Consider the following 19,455-nt stretch of genomic DNA (forward strand, 5'->3'; position numbering starts at 1 on the left):
TCGATCGCGGCCCGTCGCCCCGAATCTGCCTGTCCCGTGGTGGCGGGCCTACGCGCTGTTGATGGGTGCCGCCGTCCGGGCCCAGTTGCAGTACCGCAGCAATCTCCTCCTCACCTTCGCCGGCGGAGCCGCTTTCCAGAGCGTCGGACTGGTCTTCGTGTGGCTGGTCGTCGAGCGGTTCGGTGCGATCGGCGGCTGGTCGATGGCCGAGATCGCCTTTCTGTACGGCATGCGGCTGGTGTCCCACGGGCTGTGGCTGGTGCCGTGCAGCCAGGTGTACCGCATTGATACGGCCTTGCGTACGGGGGTCTTCGACCGCTATCTGATCCGTCCCGGCGGGCCACTGGTGCACCTGCTCACCCAGCGGTTCCAGCTGGAACATCTCGGTGATCTCGCGACCGGGGTCGTGGTCCTCTGCGCCGCCGCATCGCGGCTCCACATGGGCTGGTCGATTCCCGGCGTGGTCTATCTGCTGCTGGCCGTGGCCGGCGGCGCCATGATCGAAGGAGCACTGCAGCTCGCCATTGCCTCGCTGTCATTTCGTGCCCTGTCCACCCAGTCCCTGCGCATGCTCATTGACAGTGTCTTCAACAACTTCGGCGGCTACCCGATGAGGATCTTTCCCACGGCGACGCAGTTCGCCCTCACCTTCATCGTGCCGCTGGCCTTCGTCGCCTATCTGCCCGCCGGAGTGCTGCTGGGACATTCCGGTGGACTGCACGTCAGTCCCTGGATCGCCTTCGGGGCGCCCGTGGTGGGACCGGTTCTTCTCCTCCTCGCCCACGGACTGTGGCGGAGTCAGATAAAGCACTATGCGAGCAGCGGCCATTGAGCTGCTCCTCCGGGTGCTGCTGAGGCGAGGGGAGCCACACGTCCACCGAATTCGACGAACGAGTACTGCGGCAAGGGACCGATCCGTTCCGGCGCGACAAGAGCGAGCATGGAGAGAAGGCCTTGGAAGTTCCTCTGACCTCCGAACAAGCCTGGTTCCTGGATGTCATCCATCCGGAGCTGTGGAATCCGAACCTCTGGACGCTGACGCGACTCTACAAAATGCCTCAGGAGGTCGACTGCCCAACGCTGGAGGGCGCCATTCACGATATCTGGAACGCACATTCCTCTCTGCGCGCACAGTTCGAACGCCGCCATGACGGGTGGCATCAACGGATTGCGGACCGATCGGATTCGGTACCGCTGCGCTCTTTCGATGCGAGTACGATTCCTCGTGATCAGCTGCGCACCGTGGCGACGCAGATTGCGGCAGAGGTCGGCCGTATGGTCGATGTGGACTCCGGAACGCTTGCCCGATTCGCCATGGTCGATCCCGGAGGGGACGAGTCCCCATACCTTGTGGTAGCCGCTCACCACCTCGTGGCGGACGGGATCTCGCTGTCACTGCTGGAGCGCGATGTTGAGGCGGCGTGCAAACTGCGTTCCGCCGGGAAGCGTTTCAAGGCCAACGCGGTTCCCTTTGAAGAATACGCGAACAGGATTCAAGAATTTTCGAGGTCCGATGAACTCGAAGGCGAACTCGACCATTGGGTCAATCTGCCGTGGGAAGATCTCACGCGGATACCGACAAGGTTCCCGAGCTACCACACGGACTCCGTCCGCCAGGTGTGCAGTCAAGACATCGACATTGCGGCGGGAACGGCGACACGCCTTGCCTACGAGATACCAAAGATCTTGGAAGTCACCGAACAGGAGTTGCTCCTCGCTGCTGTCGCGGAATCTGTCACATCCCTGACCGGGCGAGATCTGTGCATAAAAATCGTCCACAACGGCAGAGCGATAACGTATGGTTCAGCGAGCGGGGACAGTGACGGCGAAACGGCCGTCAGACGTCATCTCATGCCGCCCAGAGTCTTCAACACGGTGGGCTGGCTGGCCACCTGCGGTGTGGTGGTACTGCCCCGCAGAGGCGAATGCGACGCTGCGACGTACATACAGCAGGTACGCGATGCCATTCGCTGTATCCCCAACAGCGGCATAAGCTTCGGCCTTCTCCGATGGATCGGGCACCCGGACCGCATGCGCCGGCACATCGACGAAAAAGGCTGGGGCCCACAGGTCCACTTCAACTATTTCGGACAGGCCTCGCAGAAGCGGAACAACCGAACGCTCCAACGCCTTCAACTGCCCTCCGCGGAAGCGTACTCGACGCATACCGGGGCCCCTGAGCTGAACGTGAGAGCTCAATTCCGCGACGAGGGTCTGAGGGTGAGCTGGCTCTATGACCGCCATCTGCACGAGAAATCCCTGGTCGACACCTTCATGTCCCGTTGCCGAGATGCCCTGTCGGAATACTCGGCGATCGGCGGATGACCCCCCCCGCGAAGAGGTACCCCTCCCGGGGAGCCGGCCGTCAGGAGCAGAAGCAGCGAGAGCTCCGGGCGCCGCCCGTTCCACGGCGGCACGCACCCATCCATCCTCATGCTGATTGCGAGGCTTTCATGGAACGTCCGACACCACAGGCTGTGAAGGATCTCCCGCCGTACAGCAGGAATCTGATGACCTCGGAGGAACGGCGACGCCTCCTGCTCCGCGACATCGATGTGGTCATCGACGGCGGTGCGAACTGCGGTCAGTACGCGAAGTGGATGCGGCAGTGCGGTTTCCGCGGGAGCATGATCTCCTTCGAGCCCGCGTCGGCGACCTTCGAGGTGCTGGCCGAGGCCGCCCGGTCGGACGACGACTGGCACTGCTACAACGCGGCGCTCGGGCCGGAGGACGGCCAGGCCCTGTTGCACCTGACGCGTACGTCGCTCGGCTCATCGGTCTTCCGGCGGACCGACCTCCACCGCCGTGTCTGGCCCGGCGACATCGAGACCGGCACGGAACTGGTCCCGATGCGCTCGTTGCGCTCGCTGTGGCACGAGTTGGGCTGCGACGGGCAACGGGTGTACCTGAAGCTGGACGTGGAGGGCGCCGAACTGTCCGTGCTCAAGGGTGCGGGTCCGCTCCTGGACCGTGTGGCGCTGCTCGAACTCGAACTGTCGCTGGTCGATATGCACCGGGGCGCACCACCGTTCGACGAGGTGCTGAACTTCCTGACCGGACGGGGCTTCTCGGTGGTCGCCCTGGAGCAGAACCACAGCGGTGACGACGCGACCGGTCAGATGCTGATGATCGACGGCATCTTCCGGTCGTCGAGCGCTGGACCCCGCGATGCCGGGCAGGCCGCGGCGGAATGACGGCGATGACCGTGCGGCCGGCCGGGGACAGCGATCACCCGGTGCGGCTCGGCCCTCGGCGGTGAGTCTGTGCATTCCCGCGCAGAGCACGAGCCGGTCCCTTGAAAAACCTGGAGGAGATGACTGATGAAGTCGGAACTGGAAACTGCGGCAAGCAACATCGTGCGGTCGATGCATTCCCGTTTGCAGTCGAACGGGATTCGGATACACGAGGGATCATCGTCCGTTCACCAGATCGCTGACCTCATGCACATCGCCGAGGACGAGAGCATCGAGCGGATCGCCGAAGTGGGTTTCCACGCGGGTCTGTCCAGCTTCGCTTTCCTCGGGGCGAACAAGAGGGCTACCGTGACATCCTTCGATATCGGGTTCCACGAATGCGTTCCGCACGCCAAGCAATTTGTGGACGAAGAGTTTCCTGGGCGTCATGAACTCGTCATCGGGGATTCGGGAAGGACGCTGCCGGCCTATCGGGAATTCCATCCGGACGCTGCCTTCGATTTGGTTTTCGTGGACGGCGGGCACAGCCTGGACGAGGCCCGATCCGACATCGAAAACCTCGTCCGCATGTGCCGAAAGGGTGCGAAGATCATCATGGATGACATCGTGCCGGAGTGGCCCTGGGGAGTCGGTCCGACCGAGGCGTGGGAGAAGGTGACGGCGTCCGGCAGGGTGCGGGAGATCGCGCGGCACTTCGCCGAACCGAGCACGGACGTCTTCCTGAATCTGCTCGCTCCAGGACCTGAGACGAGGCCGGTCTCCCATTGCTGGGCCATCGGGGTGGTCCAGTGAATCCAGTGGATCCGGTGTGCGCCTGCGCGCCTGTCGTACGCACGGGGCCACGCGGCGGACCGCGGCCCTGACCTCTTCCTTCCCGGGGTCGGCCGGCGCCCTGTCCGGTCCGGGACAGGGCGCCGCGGTCGGGCCGGTGCGGGGGCGTGATCATGGCAGCGGTCGGCGCGAGGGGCCAAGGGGCCGCGCCATGCGCGGCGGGGCGCACGGACTCGTGGTGCGGCGATGAGCCCGAGCGTCGCCGTCGGAGCGAAGACCGCCCCGACGGTTCCGAAGTCCCTTTATGCGCAGGCATGTTGACGTGACGCACGGGAGTGGCGAGCGCAGCGGAGCCGCGTCACCGCTGAATGCGGGACAAGGTTGTCGATCGGGCGCCACCTCATTCACCGTCGCCGGGAGACGTGGCTGATGCTCCATGGTCGATGGGCCACTAGACACGGTGGCGGCTCGGCCGGGAGTATCGCTTTGTATTCCAGCGAGCACGAGTGGGACCGCATCCGGGAGAAATGATCGGACATCAATTCTCCGCAGCGAATCACCTGGGAGAACGAGGTGCTGAGGAGTCGTCAAACCGCCTACTCGTACGTGGAGTTCTTCGCGTTCCGGGAAGAGTTCGCCGCGCGGGCGGTAGTCCGGGCGCGAGCAGCGGCAGGGAGGGGAGTGCCTTCCGCCGTACGGGGACCATGCCCCGCGCAGAGCTGAGGAAGAGTGCGACGGACTGGTGTTTCAGCGGCCCGTGACAGGCGGGACGGATGCTCGGCAATCGCTCAGGCCGGCCCCGCGTCCGGTGGCCGCGGCACATGGTGATCTGCCACCCGTTCCCGGCCGTTCGAGGCAGCGCCGTGAGGCAGGAAGCGGCAGGTCGCGTGGTGTCCATCGCCGCCGCTTTGGAACCCTATTTCCGGAAGGTGAGATCCGTTGAAGCAGGCCCAAGCAGACTACCGCAGCCAGAATATCGGGCGCAGGATCGAGTTCTCTGCTCCCGGCGCGGTCATATCGCTGGTGAACGATCTGGAGTGCAATGGATTTGCCGTCGCCGTCATGGGGGATTTTGCGGACGGTCCCGAAATCTCTCTGAAGAGACTTTCCGCCTCGCTCGGACTGGGCGATCCAGTGATTCCCGCTCTGTACCGTCGCGAGAATGCCGAACAGTACGCGAATCTCTATCACGAGGTGCAGCGAAATCCAGCGGATCAGCATCCCGGTTTCAGTACGACCGATGGCCAGGCGTTGCACGTGGACGGTCTGGCCGACGAGATCGGAAAGCTCAGGACCTCGATCCTCTACTGTGTACGCGCCGCCCACGCGGGCGGGGACACGGTGATCTTCAATGCCGTGGCGGCGTTCGAGGCATTGCGCGAATCCGACGCCGAAGCGGCTTCCGCGCTCCTGGATCCCCGTGCGCTGGAGCGGCGGGCCACGATTCCCGGCGTCGAGGCCAGCGCCATGGGACCCGCTTTCGCCATGGAGCCCGACGGCACCGTCGTCACGCGGTTCACGGACAACGACACATGTACGTGGAATCAGTCCGTCGGCCGGGCCGGCAGCCTCGGGCGCGGTCTTGAGTTCCTTCGGCAGGCGGCCGGGGATCCCCGGTACCGCACCGCGGTGAGGCTGGCTCGCGGGGAAGCCCTGATATTCCGCAACGACCGGGTCTCGCACGGCCGTACCTCGTACCAGGACAGTCCGCGACACCGGCGCCTCCTGGTCAGGGCGGTGTACAGCCGCCCACCCCTGCCGGAGAGCTGAGCCAGGGGCGGAACGCCGAGGGAGCCGTCCCGTAAGCCTCGGCGGGCGCGCGAGGGCGGACAGGGCACGAGGTCCTACGGGAAACGGTTCAGGCCGATCGGTCACCCGCTCTTCTCCATGGAGGGGCGGACGGCGGTGTCAGTAGAAGACTGCAAGGAAGAATGGGAACCCAAGATGGCGGATATCTCGGAACTTCGCAACGCGATACGCGAATTTCGCTGCCACGAGAAGAGTGCTGAATCCGCTGTCAATCTCGTGCCGAGCGAGAACAAGATGTCACCGCTGGCGAGCATGCCTCTCAGCAGTGACTACTACAACCGCTACTTCTTCAACGACGAGCTGGACCCGGACTTCTGGCAGTTCCGCGGCGGCCAGGCGGCCGCCGAGCTTGAGACGGAACTGGCCGTTCGCAGCCTGTCCCGGCTGGGCCGGGCCCCGTACGTCAATGTGCGGCCCATTTCCGGGATGTCGGCCATGACGATCGCCATGGCCGGCCTGGGCGGTGAGCCCGGCGGAACGGTTGTCTCCGTCGACGCCGCGTCCGGCGGCCACTACGCCACCGCGGATCTGGCGCTGCGGCTCGGCTTCGCCTCGGCCACGGTGCCTGTCGCGCAAGGCCGGGTCGACGAGGTCCGGCTGGAGCGGATCCTGCGCGAAGTCGAACCGGAACTGGTCTATCTGGACCTTCAGAACAGCCGTCATGAGTTGCAGGTGTCCCGCGTCGCCGATCTCATCGCCGCGCACTCCCCGCGAACACTCCTGCATGTCGACTGCAGTCACACGCTGGGGCTCGTCCTCGGGGGAGCCCTGGAGAACCCGCTCGATGCCGGCGCCGACACGATGGGAGGGTCCACCCACAAATCCTTCCCGGGTCCCCACAAGGGAGTCCTGTTCACGCGGTCGGACGACATGCGCCGCAGACTGCGGGACGCGCAGTTCAAGATGCTCAGCAGTCACCACTTCGCCGAGACCCTCGCGTTGGGTCTCGCCGCCTCGGAGTTTCTGCACTTCGGCCAGGCGTATGCGGAGCAGTTGATCAGCAATGCGCGGCTCTTCAGCAAACTGCTGGGAGCGGACGGCTTCGACGTGGTCATGGACGACGACGGCCATGCCACCAGCACACACCAGGTATGGGTGAAGATCGGGAACGCCGAACGGACCGACGGTTTCTCACGGTCGCTCTACGACCAGGGTATCCGGGTGAACGTCCAGGTGGATCTCCCCGGTGTGCCCGGCCCACTCCTGCGTCTCGGGGTCAGCGAACTCACGTTCCTGGGAGGACGTGAGGCCGCGGTGCACGCCCTGGTCAAGGAGTTCGCCAACGCACGGTCCGCCACCCACCGGGACGGCAAGGGGAGTCTGCGGGTCCGCGAACAGTACGGGCCCCCGCACTACTTCACAGACCTTCCCTGATCCCCGGCGAGAGGGCCAGGGTCCACGCGAACGCGCTGCCCCGGCCCCGTCAGGACGCCCGCGCACATTCCATTTCATGCAAGGGAGATACGTATCATGTCCTCTCCGATCCTTGACTGCGCTCCGTTCAGCGAGCGGCTGCTCGGTATCGCCTCGGCGCTCCCGAAGGTTCCGCGCACGGATCTGTACGCCTTTCTGGAGACCGCGAGGCAGCTGTCGGGGAACCTGCCGGAGGAACTGTCCAAGGGGCTGGACCGGTTCAATGCCCAGGGCAACCAGGACGGCTATCTGCTTCTGACGGGCCTGCCCGTCGAACCGGAGGCGGAGCTGCCCCCCACTCCCACGTCCACCCCCACGCCGGAGGACCGCCGGCTGCTGAACATGGAGGCGATGCTCGCCCTCGTCGGGGGCCGGCTGGGGCTGCTCACCGGTTACGACCAGGGATACGGGAACCGTCGTTCCCGCTCGGTCCTCCATGAGCTGTACCCGACGCCCGATGCCCATCCCCTGTCAGGAGGGACCACCGAGACCCAGCTGGAGTTCCACTCGGACCTGAACCATCACGCCCTCCAGCCGAACTACATCATCCTCTCCTGCTCGCGCTCCGACCACGAGCGCAGGGCGGCGACCGTCGTCAGCTCGATCCGCAGAGCCCTGCCGCGGCTCAGTGACGCGGTGAAGAACCGGCTGTTCGACCGTGAGCTGCCCCGTCCGGTCGGAGTGACCTTCCGCGACCATGTCGAGGACCCGGAACTCACCGCCGTCGTCAGGCCGTTGCACGGGGACGTGAACGATCCGTACCTCGGCTACGACCGGTCGATCCTCACGGCTGAGGAGCCGGCCGACAAGGAAGCCCTCGCCGCCCTGTCGCAGGCTCTGGACGATGTGGCCGAAGAGGTGCAGCTCGTCCCGGGCGCGCTGCTGATCATCGACAACTTCCGCACCGCGCACGCGCGCAGGCCGTTCACCGCACGCTGGGACGGCAAGGACCGGTGGCTGCACCGGGCCTACATCCGCACCGACCGGGACGGTCAGCTGTCGGGTGGCGAACGCGCGGGAGACGTCGTCGACTTCGTACCCCGCCGGTAGCCGGCCACCTCCGTTCCCGGGAGGGACGGGAGGACCCCCCGCGCCCGGTACGCGGGTCGGGGCGCGGAGCCCCCGAACCGGAGGGCACCGGCCGCGCAGCCATCGCATTCCGCTCGAAACCCGGGAACCACCGCGTCCGCCGTGCGGACCCCGCACCGGACAGCGTGCGGACACAGAGAGAACGAGGTGGAGACAGTGACCGCAGGCGGCTTCTCGCGGAGAGGGCTGGCCCGAGTCCGAGAGGTGCTCGAACGCCATGTCGAGGTCGGCCACGGCCCGGGGGCTGTCGCGGTGCTCGCCCGCCACGGTGAGGTCCACATCGAGGCAGCGGGCACGCTCGCCTTCGAGGGCGCGGGGTCGCGGACACCGATGGCGGCCGACACGCTCTTCCGCATCGCGTCGATGACGAAGCCGGTCATCGCCGCCTGCGCGATGTCGCTCGTCGAGGAGCGCGTGCTGCGCCTCGACGACCCGGTCGACCCGCTCCTCCCGGAACTGGCCGGCATGGCCGTGCTCGCCGATCCGAACGGGCCGCTCGACGACACCGTCCCTGCGGAACGCCCGATCACCCTGAGGGATCTGCTCACCTGCCGCCTCGGCACCGGCACGATCGTCGCCGAGCCGGGAACGGTGCCCATCGCCGACGCGCTGGACGCGCTCGGACGAGGGCAGGGCGCGGGCGATCCCGGTCCGTCGCCGGACGAGTGGATCCGTCGGCTCGGCGCGCTGCCGCTCGTCTGTCAGCCGGGTGAGCGCTTCATCTACAACATCGGCCCCATCGTCACCGGTGTGCTCATGGCCCGCGCCACCGGCACGTCGCTTGAGGACGTCGTGCGCGAACGGATCTGCGAGCCGCTCGGGATGAAGGACACCGGCTTCCGTGTGGGCCGAGAGAACGCCGGAAGGCTGGCGACCGCGTACGAACTCGACGCGGCCACCGGCGAGCTCGTGGTCGAGGACGGCCCCGACGGACGCTGGCGGCGACCGCCGACGTTCAAGGCGCCTGCCGGCGGGCTGGTCTCGACCCCCGAGGAATTCCTCACCTTCGCCTCGGAACTGCTCCACGGCGAGCGGATCCTCTCAAGGGCGTCGGTGGCGCTCATGACGAGTGATCACCTCACACCGGAGCAGAAGGCGGTCTCCAGCTTCACGCCGGATTGGTTCTTCAAGGAGTACGGCTGGGGTTTCGGGATGTCGGTCCGCACCCGGCGCGCACGCTTCGGACCGTCCGCCGGGAGCTACGGATGGTATGGGAAATACGGCAGTTACTGGATCAACGATCCTGCCGAGGACATGGTGTCGGTGCTCATTCTCCAGAGGACGGAGTGGGAGCGTCTGCCGGTCTACCTCGGATTTCTGACGGCTGCCTACAAGGCGATGGCCGACTGACCGCGGTGCCGGAACGCCGGGCCGCTGTCCCGGATTTCTCCGCGTCGCAGACCGAATGCCGGGTGCCCATGACGGAAAGGGAAAAATCCTGTGTCCGAGTACGTTGAGCATGTCCTGGTCTTTGTCCTGTAATGCGCGGCATCATCTTGGCGGGAGGCACCGGATCTCGGCTGTGGCCGGTCACCCATTCTGTCTCCAAGCAACTTCTTCCGGTATTCGACAAACCCATGGTCTACTATCCGCTGACCACGCTCATCATGGCTGGGATGAGGGAGATCCTGCTTGTCGCCACTCCTTGCGATCTACCCGGATTCCAGCGGCTGCTCGGTGACGGATCCCATCTCGGCATACAGCTGAACTATATGGTGCAGGAAGAGCCGAAAGGAATCGCTCAGGGTCTTCTGCTCGGTGCTGATTTCCTAGAGGACGAACCGGTCGCACTCATCCTCGGCGACAACATATTTCATGGTGGAAGCCTGGAGAGCGGACTGTGCGAGCACACCGATCCGGAGGGCGGCCGGATCTTTGCCTACCCCGTCGCCGACCCGACGGCATACGGGGTCGTTGAATTCGACGAGAAAGGAATGGCGGTCTCGATCGAGGAGAAACCGCTCGTTCCGAAATCCAGATACGCGGTGCCCGGACTCTATTTCTACGACCACAAGGCGGTGAGGTTCGCTCGCGACCTCGTACCGAGCGATCGCGGTGAGCTCGAGATCAGTGCCATCAACAGCGCCTACCTGCGCGAGGGCGAACTGACGGTGACCGTCCTGGACCGGGGTACGGCGTGGCTGGACACCGGGACGTTCTCCGCCCTGGTGCAGGCGTCGGAATACGTGCGGGTGATCGAGGAACGCCAGGGACTGAAGATCGGCTGTGTGGAGGAGGCGGCCTGGCGCCGCGGCCTCATCGGGGACGGGGAACTGCGCGAGCTGAGCCGTCCGCTGCTGCACAGCGGATACGGCCGCTACCTGCTCGGCCTGCTCGACGATCCGTCCGGGGAGGAGGAGTGCGGTGTGAGGTGACTCGTCGGTGACCAGGCAGGTTCCGGCACCACGAGCTGCGTCCGGTGGGGGCCGTGGGGCTCTCCCGCGACCGCGGCCGGCAGGGACGCCGGCCGTGCGTCCGCCGATGCGTCGGTCCGTCCCGGCCCCGGGTGGGCAGAGTGAGGAAGGAGTCGGTACATGGTGAGGCCGTTGTTACTGAGGGACCCGAACCTGAGGCGGTTCATCCTCGCGCGGTCGTTCTCCCGGGCCGGTGACGCGGTGTTCCCCATCGGACTCACCGCGGTCATGGTCGAGCAGGACTTCAGCACCTCGGCCGTGGGCCTGGTGCTCGGCGCCTCCATGGTCCCGGTCGTGGCGCTGATGCTCGTCGGCGGAGTGCTGCTCGATCACTTCCAGCCGCGAACTCCCATGGTGATCGCGGACTTGACGAGATTCGCCCTCCAGGCCGTCCTCGCCCTGCTCTTCCTCTCCGGGAGACCGGCACTGTGGCAGATCCTGGTGATCGTCCTGTGCACGGGAGTGGCCCAGGCGCTCTTTCAGCCCGGAGCGGGAAGTCTGCTGAAACAGGTGGTTCGGGGGGACACCCAGCCGGCCAACGCCGCCCTGCGGGCGGCGGAGTCCGTCGTCTCCCTGGCGGCTCCCGCGGGTGCCGGATTCGTCATCATGGCAGCGTCGGCCTCCGCGGTGATCGCGCTCGACGCACTCTCGTTCGCGGCGAGCGCCGTGCTCCTGTGGCGCATTCGCCTGGCGGCCGTCCGGAGAGCGGTGGGACGGCCCGACGTCCGACGCGAACTGAAGACCGGCTGGCACGAGTTCGCGGGGCGTCCGTGGCTGTGGTCGACCGTGGGTGTATTCGCGCTGTTCGGCCTGCTGGTATTCGGTCCGTTCGACGTGCTCAAAGCAGTTCTGCTGATTGAGAGATTCGGGGCCACCACTTATGGTTTGCTGATCTCGACCTTCAGTCTCGGGGCCATGGCGGGCGGAGTGATCGCCTGGTGGGCCAAGCCGGCCAGACCGCTGAAGGTCGGTGTACTGAGCCTGATGGCTTTCGCACCACTGCCCGCGGGAATCGCCTTCGGTGCGCCCCTGTCCCTGCTGGCCCTCTGCTTCTTCATGGGCGGTACGGCGAACGCCTTCTGGGCCGTGATGTGGACGACCACCGTCCAGTCCCACTCCCCGCCGCATGTGCTCAGCCGTATCCACTCCTACGAGGTGCTCGGCTCGATGGGCCTGGTGCCGGCGGGGCGTGCCCTGGCCGGTCCCGTCGCGACGGGAATCGGCGCCTCGGCCGTACTGCTGACCTCAACCGCTGTCCTCCTGCTGGGAGGCCTGGCGCTACTGCTCGTACCCGCCGTTGTCCACCTGCGTCGGCTCGCTCCCGCCGAACCGGTCACCAGCGGCACAGAACCGTCCGTTGATTCCCACCGACTCTAGGGGTTCCGTGTATCCGCAGACACGTCGCACGCTCACCGACAAGGAATTCGCCGACATCAAGCACACCGTGTCGATCCGGTCCAAGTCGCGGGCCCGGATGCGTACCGATCTCTCCTACGCCTCGGAGGTGCCGCGCGAGGTCAGCCTCCAGCTCACCTACCGCTGCAACCTGCGGTGCACCCACTGCTACCAGTGGAACGACCAGGGCTTCTTCCGTGACTGGGACGTCGCCAAGCAGCGGACGGAGCTGGACACGAGCGTCGTCGAGGATGTGCTCTCGGCAACGGCGAAGGTCCGGGGAAAGCTGTTCCTGTGGGGCGGTGAACCGCTGATGCACAGCCGGTTCGACGAGGTGTCCCGGCTCGTCGAGCGCTACCCGCGAACGGTCAACATGTGCACCAACGGCCTGCTCTTCGAGCGCAAGATGGACGACCTGCTGAGGATCGGCCGCCATCTGAACCTCCTGGTCAGCCTGGACGGGCTGGGAGCCGACCATGAAACGCTGCGGGGCAAGGGCACGTTCGGGCGGACCGTGCGCAACATCCAGGCGATGCTCGACCTGAAGCGCAAGGGCGAGTTCCAGGGCGAGGTGTCCGTCTCCTGCATGGTGTCCGAGGCCACCGTGGACCGCATGTACGAGTTCATGGAGTGGGCCGAGGAGGTCGGAGTCAACACCGTCTACTTCCAGTTCCCCTGGTACATCAGCCCGGACGTGGCGCACTCCATGGACGAGGTGTACGCCGAGCACTTCGCCTGGCTGGAGCCCGACACCGGAACCGCGCAGCCGACCTGGCACTCGTACACCTATCGGCTGCCCGAAGAACTGCTCCCGGTGCTGCGGGACTCGATGGCGCGGCTCGCGGACAGGGTGTGGGGGCCACGTGTCCGCTACCAGCCGCAGCTGGAGGAGAGCGAGGTCGAGTCGTTCATCCGGGGTACCTCGCAGCCGGCTCAGCAGCGCAAGCGCTGCCTGGCCGTCACCAACCGCATGGAGGTCCATGCCGACGGAAACGTCAGCTCCTGCAAGTTCTTTCCGGAGTTCGTGGTCGGGAATCTGTATGACACCCCCGTGATCGACCTCTGGCAGAGCGAAAAATTCCGGCGGGTCCGTTCGATCCTCGCCGAGACCGGCATGATGCCAGTGTGCTCGAAGTGCATTCTCCTCTATCTGAACGGGGTGTGAACCATGGTGCCGGAAACCGACGTCGAAACGCGTGTCAAGAAGGTCCTCGTCGATATCTTCAAGGGAAAGTTCGAGGCCCATGAGATATCCGTCGAAGCGGACATCGTCCAGGACCTGGGGCTCGACTCCCTGCAGGCCATCGAATTCCTGCTGAGGGTCGAGGAGGAGTTCGACATCGAGTTGGAGTACGAGAGTCTCAGTCTCCAGACACTTCGCTCGGTCCGTCAGTTCAGCGCCGAGACCGTCCAGCCGCTGGCCGGTGGCGAAGAGGGAGCCGAGGCCCGGGAAGCGCGGACGTGACCACCGCTGTCCACTTCGGCACGTTCGGGGCCGAGGGCCACTGGCGCCCGCACGACCTGGCGGAGCTCCCCAGGCTGGCGTCCCCGGGGGCTGACCCCGTGATCGGCAGCATGGACGAGATGCTCTTCGGCTTCACCGCGCCCGGCGACCTTCTGATCACCCGGAGAGCGATCACCGCACCCCACCGGGAGGCGATCGCGAGGGCGGGCTTCGACTTCGAGCACCGCTGCCCGCACCCCCCGGTGGCGGACGGTGCCGGGACGGCCGTCGCGGAGGAGCCCGCCGTCGAGGAGCTGATCGCGAGTGACCGGGAGCTGGCGGGGGCCATGACCGGGCATGAGCGTGCCCGCCCCTTCGCGGTGCTGCCCGCCACGCGGCAACTGCTGACCGGGGCAGGGCGGCCGTCCGCCGTGCCGCCCGCGGAGACGGTGGCCCGGGTCAACGGCAAGGCGTGGTCGACGGCGCTGGCCCGGCGCCTCGGGCTCCCCGGGGCGGGCCGAACCGTGCGCTCCGCGCAGGAACTGGAGGCCGAACTCACCCGCACACTGGCCGGCGGAGAGCGCGTAGCCCTGGTCAAGGACGCCTACGGCGTCGCCGGCCAGGGCACCGTGGAGGTCATGACGCCCCGGGCGGGTGCCCGACTGGTCAGACACATCCGGCGTCAGGAGGAGCGCGGGTTGCGGGTCACGTTCGTGGTACAGCCCCGCCATGCCCGGCGCGCGGACTTCTCCGGCCACCTGGAGATCGGACGCGACGGCACCTGGGAGCACGTCGGTCTGCGGAGCATGACCAACGACGGCTACCGCCACCACGCCTCGGGGCCGCCGACGCCCGAGGTCACGCGCCGCGCCCGGCGCGGGGACTACACTGCGGTTCTGGACGAAGTGGCCCGTGCCCTGGTGGCGGAGGGCTACTTCGGCCCCGTCGGAGTCGACTCGATGCTGGTGGAGGGCGACACCTGGGTCCCGCTCCTGGAAGTCAACGCCCGCAGCTCGCTGGGCCTGCTCAGTCTGCACCTCGACCGGCGGGCGGCACGCCACGGACTGAGCGGCCACCTGTGGCAGAGCGATGTCGCCGTGGAGCCGGGAGCGGGCATCGACGGACTGCTGCGCGCGCTCGCGCAGGACGGGCTGCTCTACACGCGAGGACCGCGGCCAGGTGTGCTGCCGCTCGTCGGCGGATCGCTCCGCACCTCGTCCGGGCGCCTGTTCTGCGCCGCCTTCTGCGCCCCGGAGGAGTTCCCGCGGTTGAGGGAACGTACCCGGACCAGTGCCGGGCGCGCGGGGATCCGGGTGAAGCGAGGAGGTGTCCCGGCATGAGCCTGGCCATCGGGCTGATCGGGGCGACCGGGATAGCCGAGCGCACCATGATCCGCCCCAGTCAGGAGTACGACGACGTAGGCGTACGGGCGGTGGCCGCCTCTGCTCCCGACCGCGCCGAGGAGTACGCCCGCCGTCACGCGATCCCGCGCGTCCACGCGTGCTACGAGGACCTGATCGAGGATCCCGCGGTCGATCTGGTCTACATCTCCCTGCACACCGCGGGACACGCGCGATGGGCGGAGCGTGCGGCGCGGGCGGGCAAGCACGTGGTCGTCGAGAAGCCCCTGTGCCTGACCCGGCGGGAGCTCTCGGCGATCACCGCCGCGCAGCGGCACGGGGGCGGCCACGTGCTGGAGGCGTTGCCCACGCTCGGCCACCCCTGGCACCGGACGGTGCGCGAATGGCTGCGGTCGGGCACGTTCGGCGAACTCGTCGAAGTGCGCAGCCGGTTCGACTTCGCGGTGCAGCCGGGCCCGGGCTACCGCTGGAGGCCCGACCTCGGCGGTGGGTGCTTCTACGACTCCGCGGGGTACTGGCTTCAGGCACTCCAGGACACGGTGGGCATCACCGGCGCCCGGGGGACGGGCCGCTCCGACTTCGACGGCTTCGGGGGAGTGGACCGCCGCTTCTCCGCGGCCCTGGTGCTGCCCACCGGCCGCCGCGCCACGCTGGAGTGCTCCTTCGGCACGAGCCGCACCACCGAGCACATCTATGTGTTCCGTGAGGGTACCGTCCGGATCCGGGGAGTCCTGCTGCCCGTCGCCGGGGCCGTCTCCCTGAACATCACGGTGGTGGCCCGTGACGGCGGCAGAACAGTGACCAGAACCCCCGCGGTGTCCTACTACACGCAGCAGTTCGCACGCATTCGGGCGCTGCTGCGGCAGGAGGGAAGCCACTGGGGCGCCGAACTCGGTGCCGCCGAACCGCGTATCGCGCTCATGGACCGGATCCATGAGACAGCACGACGACAGATGTCCGGGTCCGTCACGGAGGAGCGAAAGTGAACACGTCCCACGAGGAGTCCGTCGAGGCAGCCGCCGCCGTCCTGGGAGAACTCGGCGTGCGCGGGAGGGAATCGGCCCGGTACACGCCGCTGACGGGCGGAACGTACAACACGGTCCTGCGAGTCACCCTGGACCGGGGCCGCGACTGGGTGCTGAAACTCCCACCGCGGTCGACGGCGGGTCTGGCCTACGAGCGCGGGCTGCTGACCGGTGAGATCACCTTCTACGAGTCCGCCGCGACCGTGGACAGCGACGGCATCGTGCCCCGGGTGGTCCACAGCGATACCGCCGCCACCACGGGAACCGGCCCCTACCTGATCATGACGGCCTGCCCCGGTACTCCCTGGCACGAGGTCGCCGGCTCCCTGGAGGAGAGCGAACAGGCCGGGCTGCGGGAGGAGCTGGGGCGGCTGGTGGCCCGCCTGCACACCGTCACGGGGCCCGGATTCGGATACCCCGCGCAGCCGCTGGGGCCCTTGGCGCCCACCTGGCGGGAGGCGTTCACCGCGATGACCGGTGCCGTGCTGGACGACGCCGAGCGTTACGCCGCGCGGCTTCCGCGTTCCACCGCGGCGATCCGGGAGGTGTTCGCCGCCGCGTCCGGCGTACTGGACGACGTCACCCGGCCCGCGTTGGTCCATTTCGACCTGTGGCAGGGAAACCGGCTGCTCTCCGGGCCGCCCGGCGCCGTGCGGCTGAGCGGGCTGATCGACGGCGAGCGGATGTTCTGGGGCGACCCGGTGGCCGACTTCGTCTCGCTGGCGCTCTTCGCCGACATCGAACAGGACAAGGAGTTCCTCACCGGCTACGCCGGCGCCGGCGGGGACGGCGTCTTCGACGATTCGGTACGCCTGCGTCTCGCGCTCTACCGGGCGTACCTCTACTTGATCATGCTGGTGGAGGTGGAACCCCGGGACGCCGCGCCCGCCGACCGGGAGTGGGCGTGGAGCCATGTGGCCCCCCAGCTCGTATCGGCCCTGGAGTACGTGGAATCGGGGCCGCGCGGCGGTCGCCGGTGATCGCCGTACTCACTTCGGGAGTCGCCCTGGGCGTGCACGTACCGGGGCTGCTGCTCGCGTCCCGGCTGAGGGAGCGTGGCGTACCGGCCGCGGTCGAGGTGCTGGAGCGGCTGCTTCCCCCCGACCGGCTCGCGGCCGTGACCGCCTCGCGCGAGGTGTTCCACCGTGATTTCCGTGTGGCGCGGGCGGGGCAGCGCATCGCCTCCGACCCGGTGGCGGCGATCGATGCCGAAGCACGTGAGGAGCTGTTCCGCCGCTGGGAGGCGAGCGGAGTGCGCACCATGGTCGTCTTCTCCGGATTCTGGCTGGACCTCGTCCGGCACTTCACGGAACGGACCGGCCGACCGCTGCGCGTGATCCTCTGCCATGTCGACTCGGTCGCCTCGCCGTCCTTCCGGAAGGCGGGAGCCCCCCTCCCGGGTACCGAGGAGGTCTGGCTGGCCTCGCGGGCGGACACCGCGCTGCCCTGGACGATCCCGGTCACCGCGGAGCCGCCGCTCGACTGGGGCCGGCGCGAACCCCGCCTCCTGGTGCACGGGGGCGGGTGGGGCATGGGAACCTACCGTGACCGGGCCGCCGAACTCGCCTCCGCAGGGCACGACATCGACCTGGTCGTGCACGCCGCAGAAGAGGCGGATCCCCTCCGCGGACGGACCCGTCACTTCGCCCTGAACCCCACGTGGCACCCCTGGCTGGACGATGGATACCCTCCGCTCGGCCGCCTGCTGCCGGGCCGGTCGACATCGGACATCACGTACACGCGGGGCAGCGCGCATCACTCCTCCTTCGATCTGTCGCGTACGGCACACGCCATGGTCAGCAAGCCGGGCGGAGGCACACTCCTGGACTCGCTGTGGGCGGCCACCCCCCTCGTGCTGCTGGAACCCTCGGGCGAACACGAGTCCCACAACGCCCAGTTGTGGTGCGACCTGGGTTTCGGGGTGCGCTACGAGGACTGGCGCGCCGACGGGTTCTCCCTCCGCCCGCTGGAGAAGATGCACCGCGCCCTGCTCAGCGCCGCCCGAGGTCCGCGCGACCTCGCGGCGGCTCTCTCCGGCAGTGAGGTCTCCCTGTGTTCAGAATGAAGCTGTACGAAGCCGACCGCGGACAGACCCAGAGGGCGTCGTTCACACAGGAGGAACGCCTGGTGCACGGCCGCAGGGTGAGTCAGCAGAGCAATGTGCTGGTCTTCGGCTGCTCCGTCGAGGGGGAACTCGACACCCGCCGGCTGGAAGCGGCCCTGGCCGAGCTGCAGTCGCGCCACGAGAGCGTGCGGATCGTCTTCCCCGAGGGCGCCTGCGACATCGCTCTGCGCCCGGCGGACGAACTGGACTTCGCGGTCCTCTCCGCCGAGGGGGACACTCCGGAGGAGTCGTGGGAGGCCGCCCGAGTGCTCGTCGCCGAGACCGCCGCGGTCCCCTTCGACCTGGCGAGCGGTCCTCTCCTGCGCGTGCGGTGCATCCGCGTGGCACCCGCGCACCACCTCGTGGGATTCGTCCTGGACCACGTCATCGCGGACGGTGAGTCGTGCCGGATTCTCGCCGAGGACCTCTTCGCCCTCTACGCGGCCGGCGGACGTGGGGGAGCAGGCATCGAACTGCCCCCTCTCCCCTTCCAGTTCCTGGACTTCGCGTACTCGGAACGCCGTTTCCTGGCCGGTGGGGAACGCGAGAAGCTGCTGAGCTACTGGCGCCGGAAACTGGACGGGGTCGCCGCCGTCCCCCTTTCGAGGCTTCGTGACCCCGCGATCCAGGTCGGCGCGGAACGCCGGCTGCGGGTGGACCGGATCACCGTGGACCAGCCCTTGCACGCAGGGCTGATGCACACCGTTCGCCGACAGCGTGTGACGCTGACCGCGGTGTGTGCGGCTGCCCTCAAAGTCACCGTACGGCACCACCGGCTCGCGCTCGGCGAGAGCGACGGGACGGCGTCCGATGTCGCGATCATGGGTTCGCTGGCCAATCGGTCCCAGAGCGAAGTTCGGCGCTCCGTGGGCTACTTCGCCACGCCGTGCGTGCTGCGCACCACCTTCTCCGGTGAGCAGTCGCTCGCGGAGGTGGCGCAGAGCGAGAGCCGCACGATCTTCGGAGCCCTGCGGCACCAGGAGCTGCCCCACGCCCTGATCGCCAAGGAACTCCATCCGGCCGACTACGGGATCCGCTACCTTTCCGCGACCGGGCACGGACCGAGGTATGTGAACTTCGACCTCACCTCGGGAGGCTCCTCCTGGAGGCTCCGGACCGACGGGCTGACGGTGACCACCGTGCGCATCGCTCGCGACGAGGTGCCCCGGGGCGGGATGCGGGTGCACATCCGTGACAGCGGGGAGAGCGCGCTGGTCGAACTGCGGACCGACACCGGGGAGTACCGCGCGCAGTGGGCGCGGGAGTTCCTGGCGGACTACATGAGTGTCCTGCGCCGCTTCGCCGCCGACGCGGACACCGCGGTGGCCGGGGCAGTGAGCCGCTGACCGCAGGAACGGGCGCGGCGGCCACCGGCCGCCCGCTTCCTGCGCTCAAGGCAGTGGCCGGCCCGCCGTACGACCCGAGCGTCGTGCTGT

The 19,455-nt window shown here is 67.7% G+C and carries 17 protein-coding genes; all 17 read left to right on the forward strand.

The genetic code is table 11. From position 1 onward, the window contains the following. Window positions 1-61: 61 nt before the first annotated feature. Window positions 62-832, forward strand: a complete 771-nt coding sequence (locus ABT170_RS27495; protein WP_329947136.1) for an ABC transporter permease — start codon at window positions 62-64, stop codon at window positions 830-832. A 122-nt stretch (window positions 833-954) separates the two neighbouring features. After that, a complete protein-coding gene (locus ABT170_RS27500) occupies window positions 955-2,325 on the forward strand; it encodes a condensation domain-containing protein (protein WP_351871747.1) in 1,371 nt (456 codons plus the stop codon). A 152-nt stretch (window positions 2,326-2,477) separates the two neighbouring features. Continuing rightward, window positions 2,478-3,194, forward strand: coding sequence for an FkbM family methyltransferase (locus ABT170_RS27505; RefSeq protein WP_329947134.1), 717 nt, complete (start codon window positions 2,478-2,480; stop codon window positions 3,192-3,194). A 126-nt stretch (window positions 3,195-3,320) separates the two neighbouring features. Beyond that, complete coding sequence (locus tag ABT170_RS27510) at window positions 3,321-3,986, forward strand: class I SAM-dependent methyltransferase (protein WP_351871750.1); 666 nt, start codon at window positions 3,321-3,323, stop codon at window positions 3,984-3,986. A 918-nt stretch (window positions 3,987-4,904) separates the two neighbouring features. Further along, window positions 4,905-5,735: a TauD/TfdA family dioxygenase gene (locus tag ABT170_RS27515; protein ID WP_351871753.1), complete on the forward strand. Its 831-nt coding sequence runs from the start codon at window positions 4,905-4,907 to the stop codon at window positions 5,733-5,735. A 174-nt stretch (window positions 5,736-5,909) separates the two neighbouring features. Continuing rightward, a complete protein-coding gene (locus ABT170_RS27520; RefSeq protein WP_351871756.1) occupies window positions 5,910-7,148 on the forward strand; it encodes a PLP-dependent aminotransferase family protein in 1,239 nt (412 codons plus the stop codon). 96 nt (window positions 7,149-7,244) lie between these two features. Then, complete coding sequence (gene cs1 / locus ABT170_RS27525; protein WP_329947130.1) at window positions 7,245-8,237, forward strand: clavaminate synthase Cs1; 993 nt, start codon at window positions 7,245-7,247, stop codon at window positions 8,235-8,237. A gap of 195 nt (window positions 8,238-8,432) precedes the next feature. Further along, window positions 8,433-9,626, forward strand: coding sequence for a serine hydrolase domain-containing protein (locus ABT170_RS27530; RefSeq protein ID WP_351871759.1), 1,194 nt, complete (start codon window positions 8,433-8,435; stop codon window positions 9,624-9,626). Window positions 9,627-9,757: 131 nt separating this feature from the next. Further along, window positions 9,758-10,651, forward strand: a complete 894-nt coding sequence (gene rfbA / locus ABT170_RS27535) for a glucose-1-phosphate thymidylyltransferase RfbA (protein WP_329947128.1) — start codon at window positions 9,758-9,760, stop codon at window positions 10,649-10,651. A gap of 159 nt (window positions 10,652-10,810) precedes the next feature. Then, window positions 10,811-12,067: an MFS transporter gene (locus ABT170_RS27540; RefSeq protein ID WP_329947127.1), complete on the forward strand. Its 1,257-nt coding sequence runs from the start codon at window positions 10,811-10,813 to the stop codon at window positions 12,065-12,067. Window positions 12,068-12,074: 7 nt separating this feature from the next. Further along, entirely contained in the window at window positions 12,075-13,250 is a 1,176-nt protein-coding gene (locus tag ABT170_RS27545) for a radical SAM protein (protein ID WP_329947126.1), read from the forward strand. A 3-nt stretch (window positions 13,251-13,253) separates the two neighbouring features. Next, on the forward strand, window positions 13,254-13,550 hold the full coding sequence (locus ABT170_RS27550) for an acyl carrier protein (RefSeq protein ID WP_329947125.1): 297 nt from the start codon (window positions 13,254-13,256) through the stop codon (window positions 13,548-13,550). Beyond that, window positions 13,547-14,869 (forward strand): ATP-grasp domain-containing protein, encoded by a 1,323-nt coding sequence (locus tag ABT170_RS27555; RefSeq protein WP_329947124.1) that lies wholly within the window; start codon window positions 13,547-13,549, stop codon window positions 14,867-14,869. Before ABT170_RS27550 ends, ABT170_RS27555 begins: the two co-directional genes overlap by 4 nt. Further along, a complete protein-coding gene (locus ABT170_RS27560; RefSeq protein WP_351871766.1) occupies window positions 14,866-15,876 on the forward strand; it encodes a Gfo/Idh/MocA family protein in 1,011 nt (336 codons plus the stop codon). Before ABT170_RS27555 ends, ABT170_RS27560 begins: the two co-directional genes overlap by 4 nt. Continuing rightward, window positions 15,873-16,895: a phosphotransferase family protein gene (locus tag ABT170_RS27565; protein WP_502970575.1), complete on the forward strand. Its 1,023-nt coding sequence runs from the start codon at window positions 15,873-15,875 to the stop codon at window positions 16,893-16,895. The genes ABT170_RS27560 and ABT170_RS27565 overlap by 4 nt, the downstream gene beginning before the upstream one ends. Continuing rightward, window positions 16,892-17,980 (forward strand): glycosyltransferase family protein, encoded by a 1,089-nt coding sequence (locus ABT170_RS27570; protein WP_351871769.1) that lies wholly within the window; start codon window positions 16,892-16,894, stop codon window positions 17,978-17,980. The genes ABT170_RS27565 and ABT170_RS27570 overlap by 4 nt, the downstream gene beginning before the upstream one ends. Beyond that, the gene (locus ABT170_RS27575; RefSeq protein ID WP_351871772.1) at window positions 17,977-19,365 is read left to right on the forward strand and encodes a condensation domain-containing protein; all 1,389 of its coding nucleotides are present in this window, start codon (window positions 17,977-17,979) and stop codon (window positions 19,363-19,365) included. The genes ABT170_RS27570 and ABT170_RS27575 overlap by 4 nt, the downstream gene beginning before the upstream one ends. Window positions 19,366-19,455: the final 90 nt, after the last annotated feature.

Source organism: Streptomyces sp. NPDC001787 (assembly GCF_040297465.1).
Taxonomy (GTDB): Bacteria; Actinomycetota; Actinomycetes; order Streptomycetales; family Streptomycetaceae; genus Streptomyces.

Bases quoted from the DNA above. Each gene is read 5' to 3' on its own strand.
- ABT170_RS27495 (WP_329947136.1), top strand. From the start codon at position 62: ATGGGTGCCGCCGTCCGGGCCCAGTTGCAGTACCGCAGCAATCTCCTC.
- ABT170_RS27510 (WP_351871750.1), top strand. From the start codon at position 3,321: ATGAAGTCGGAACTGGAAACTGCGGCAAGCAACATCGTGCGGTCGATG.
- ABT170_RS27520 (WP_351871756.1), top strand. From the start codon at position 5,910: ATGGCGGATATCTCGGAACTTCGCAACGCGATACGCGAATTTCGCTGC.
- cs1 (WP_329947130.1), top strand. From the start codon at position 7,245: ATGTCCTCTCCGATCCTTGACTGCGCTCCGTTCAGCGAGCGGCTGCTC.
- rfbA (WP_329947128.1), top strand. From the start codon at position 9,758: ATGCGCGGCATCATCTTGGCGGGAGGCACCGGATCTCGGCTGTGGCCG.
- ABT170_RS27540 (WP_329947127.1), top strand. From the start codon at position 10,811: ATGGTGAGGCCGTTGTTACTGAGGGACCCGAACCTGAGGCGGTTCATC.
- ABT170_RS27550 (WP_329947125.1), top strand. From the start codon at position 13,254: ATGGTGCCGGAAACCGACGTCGAAACGCGTGTCAAGAAGGTCCTCGTC.
- ABT170_RS27560 (WP_351871766.1), top strand. From the start codon at position 14,866: ATGAGCCTGGCCATCGGGCTGATCGGGGCGACCGGGATAGCCGAGCGC.
- ABT170_RS27575 (WP_351871772.1), top strand. From the start codon at position 17,977: ATGAAGCTGTACGAAGCCGACCGCGGACAGACCCAGAGGGCGTCGTTC.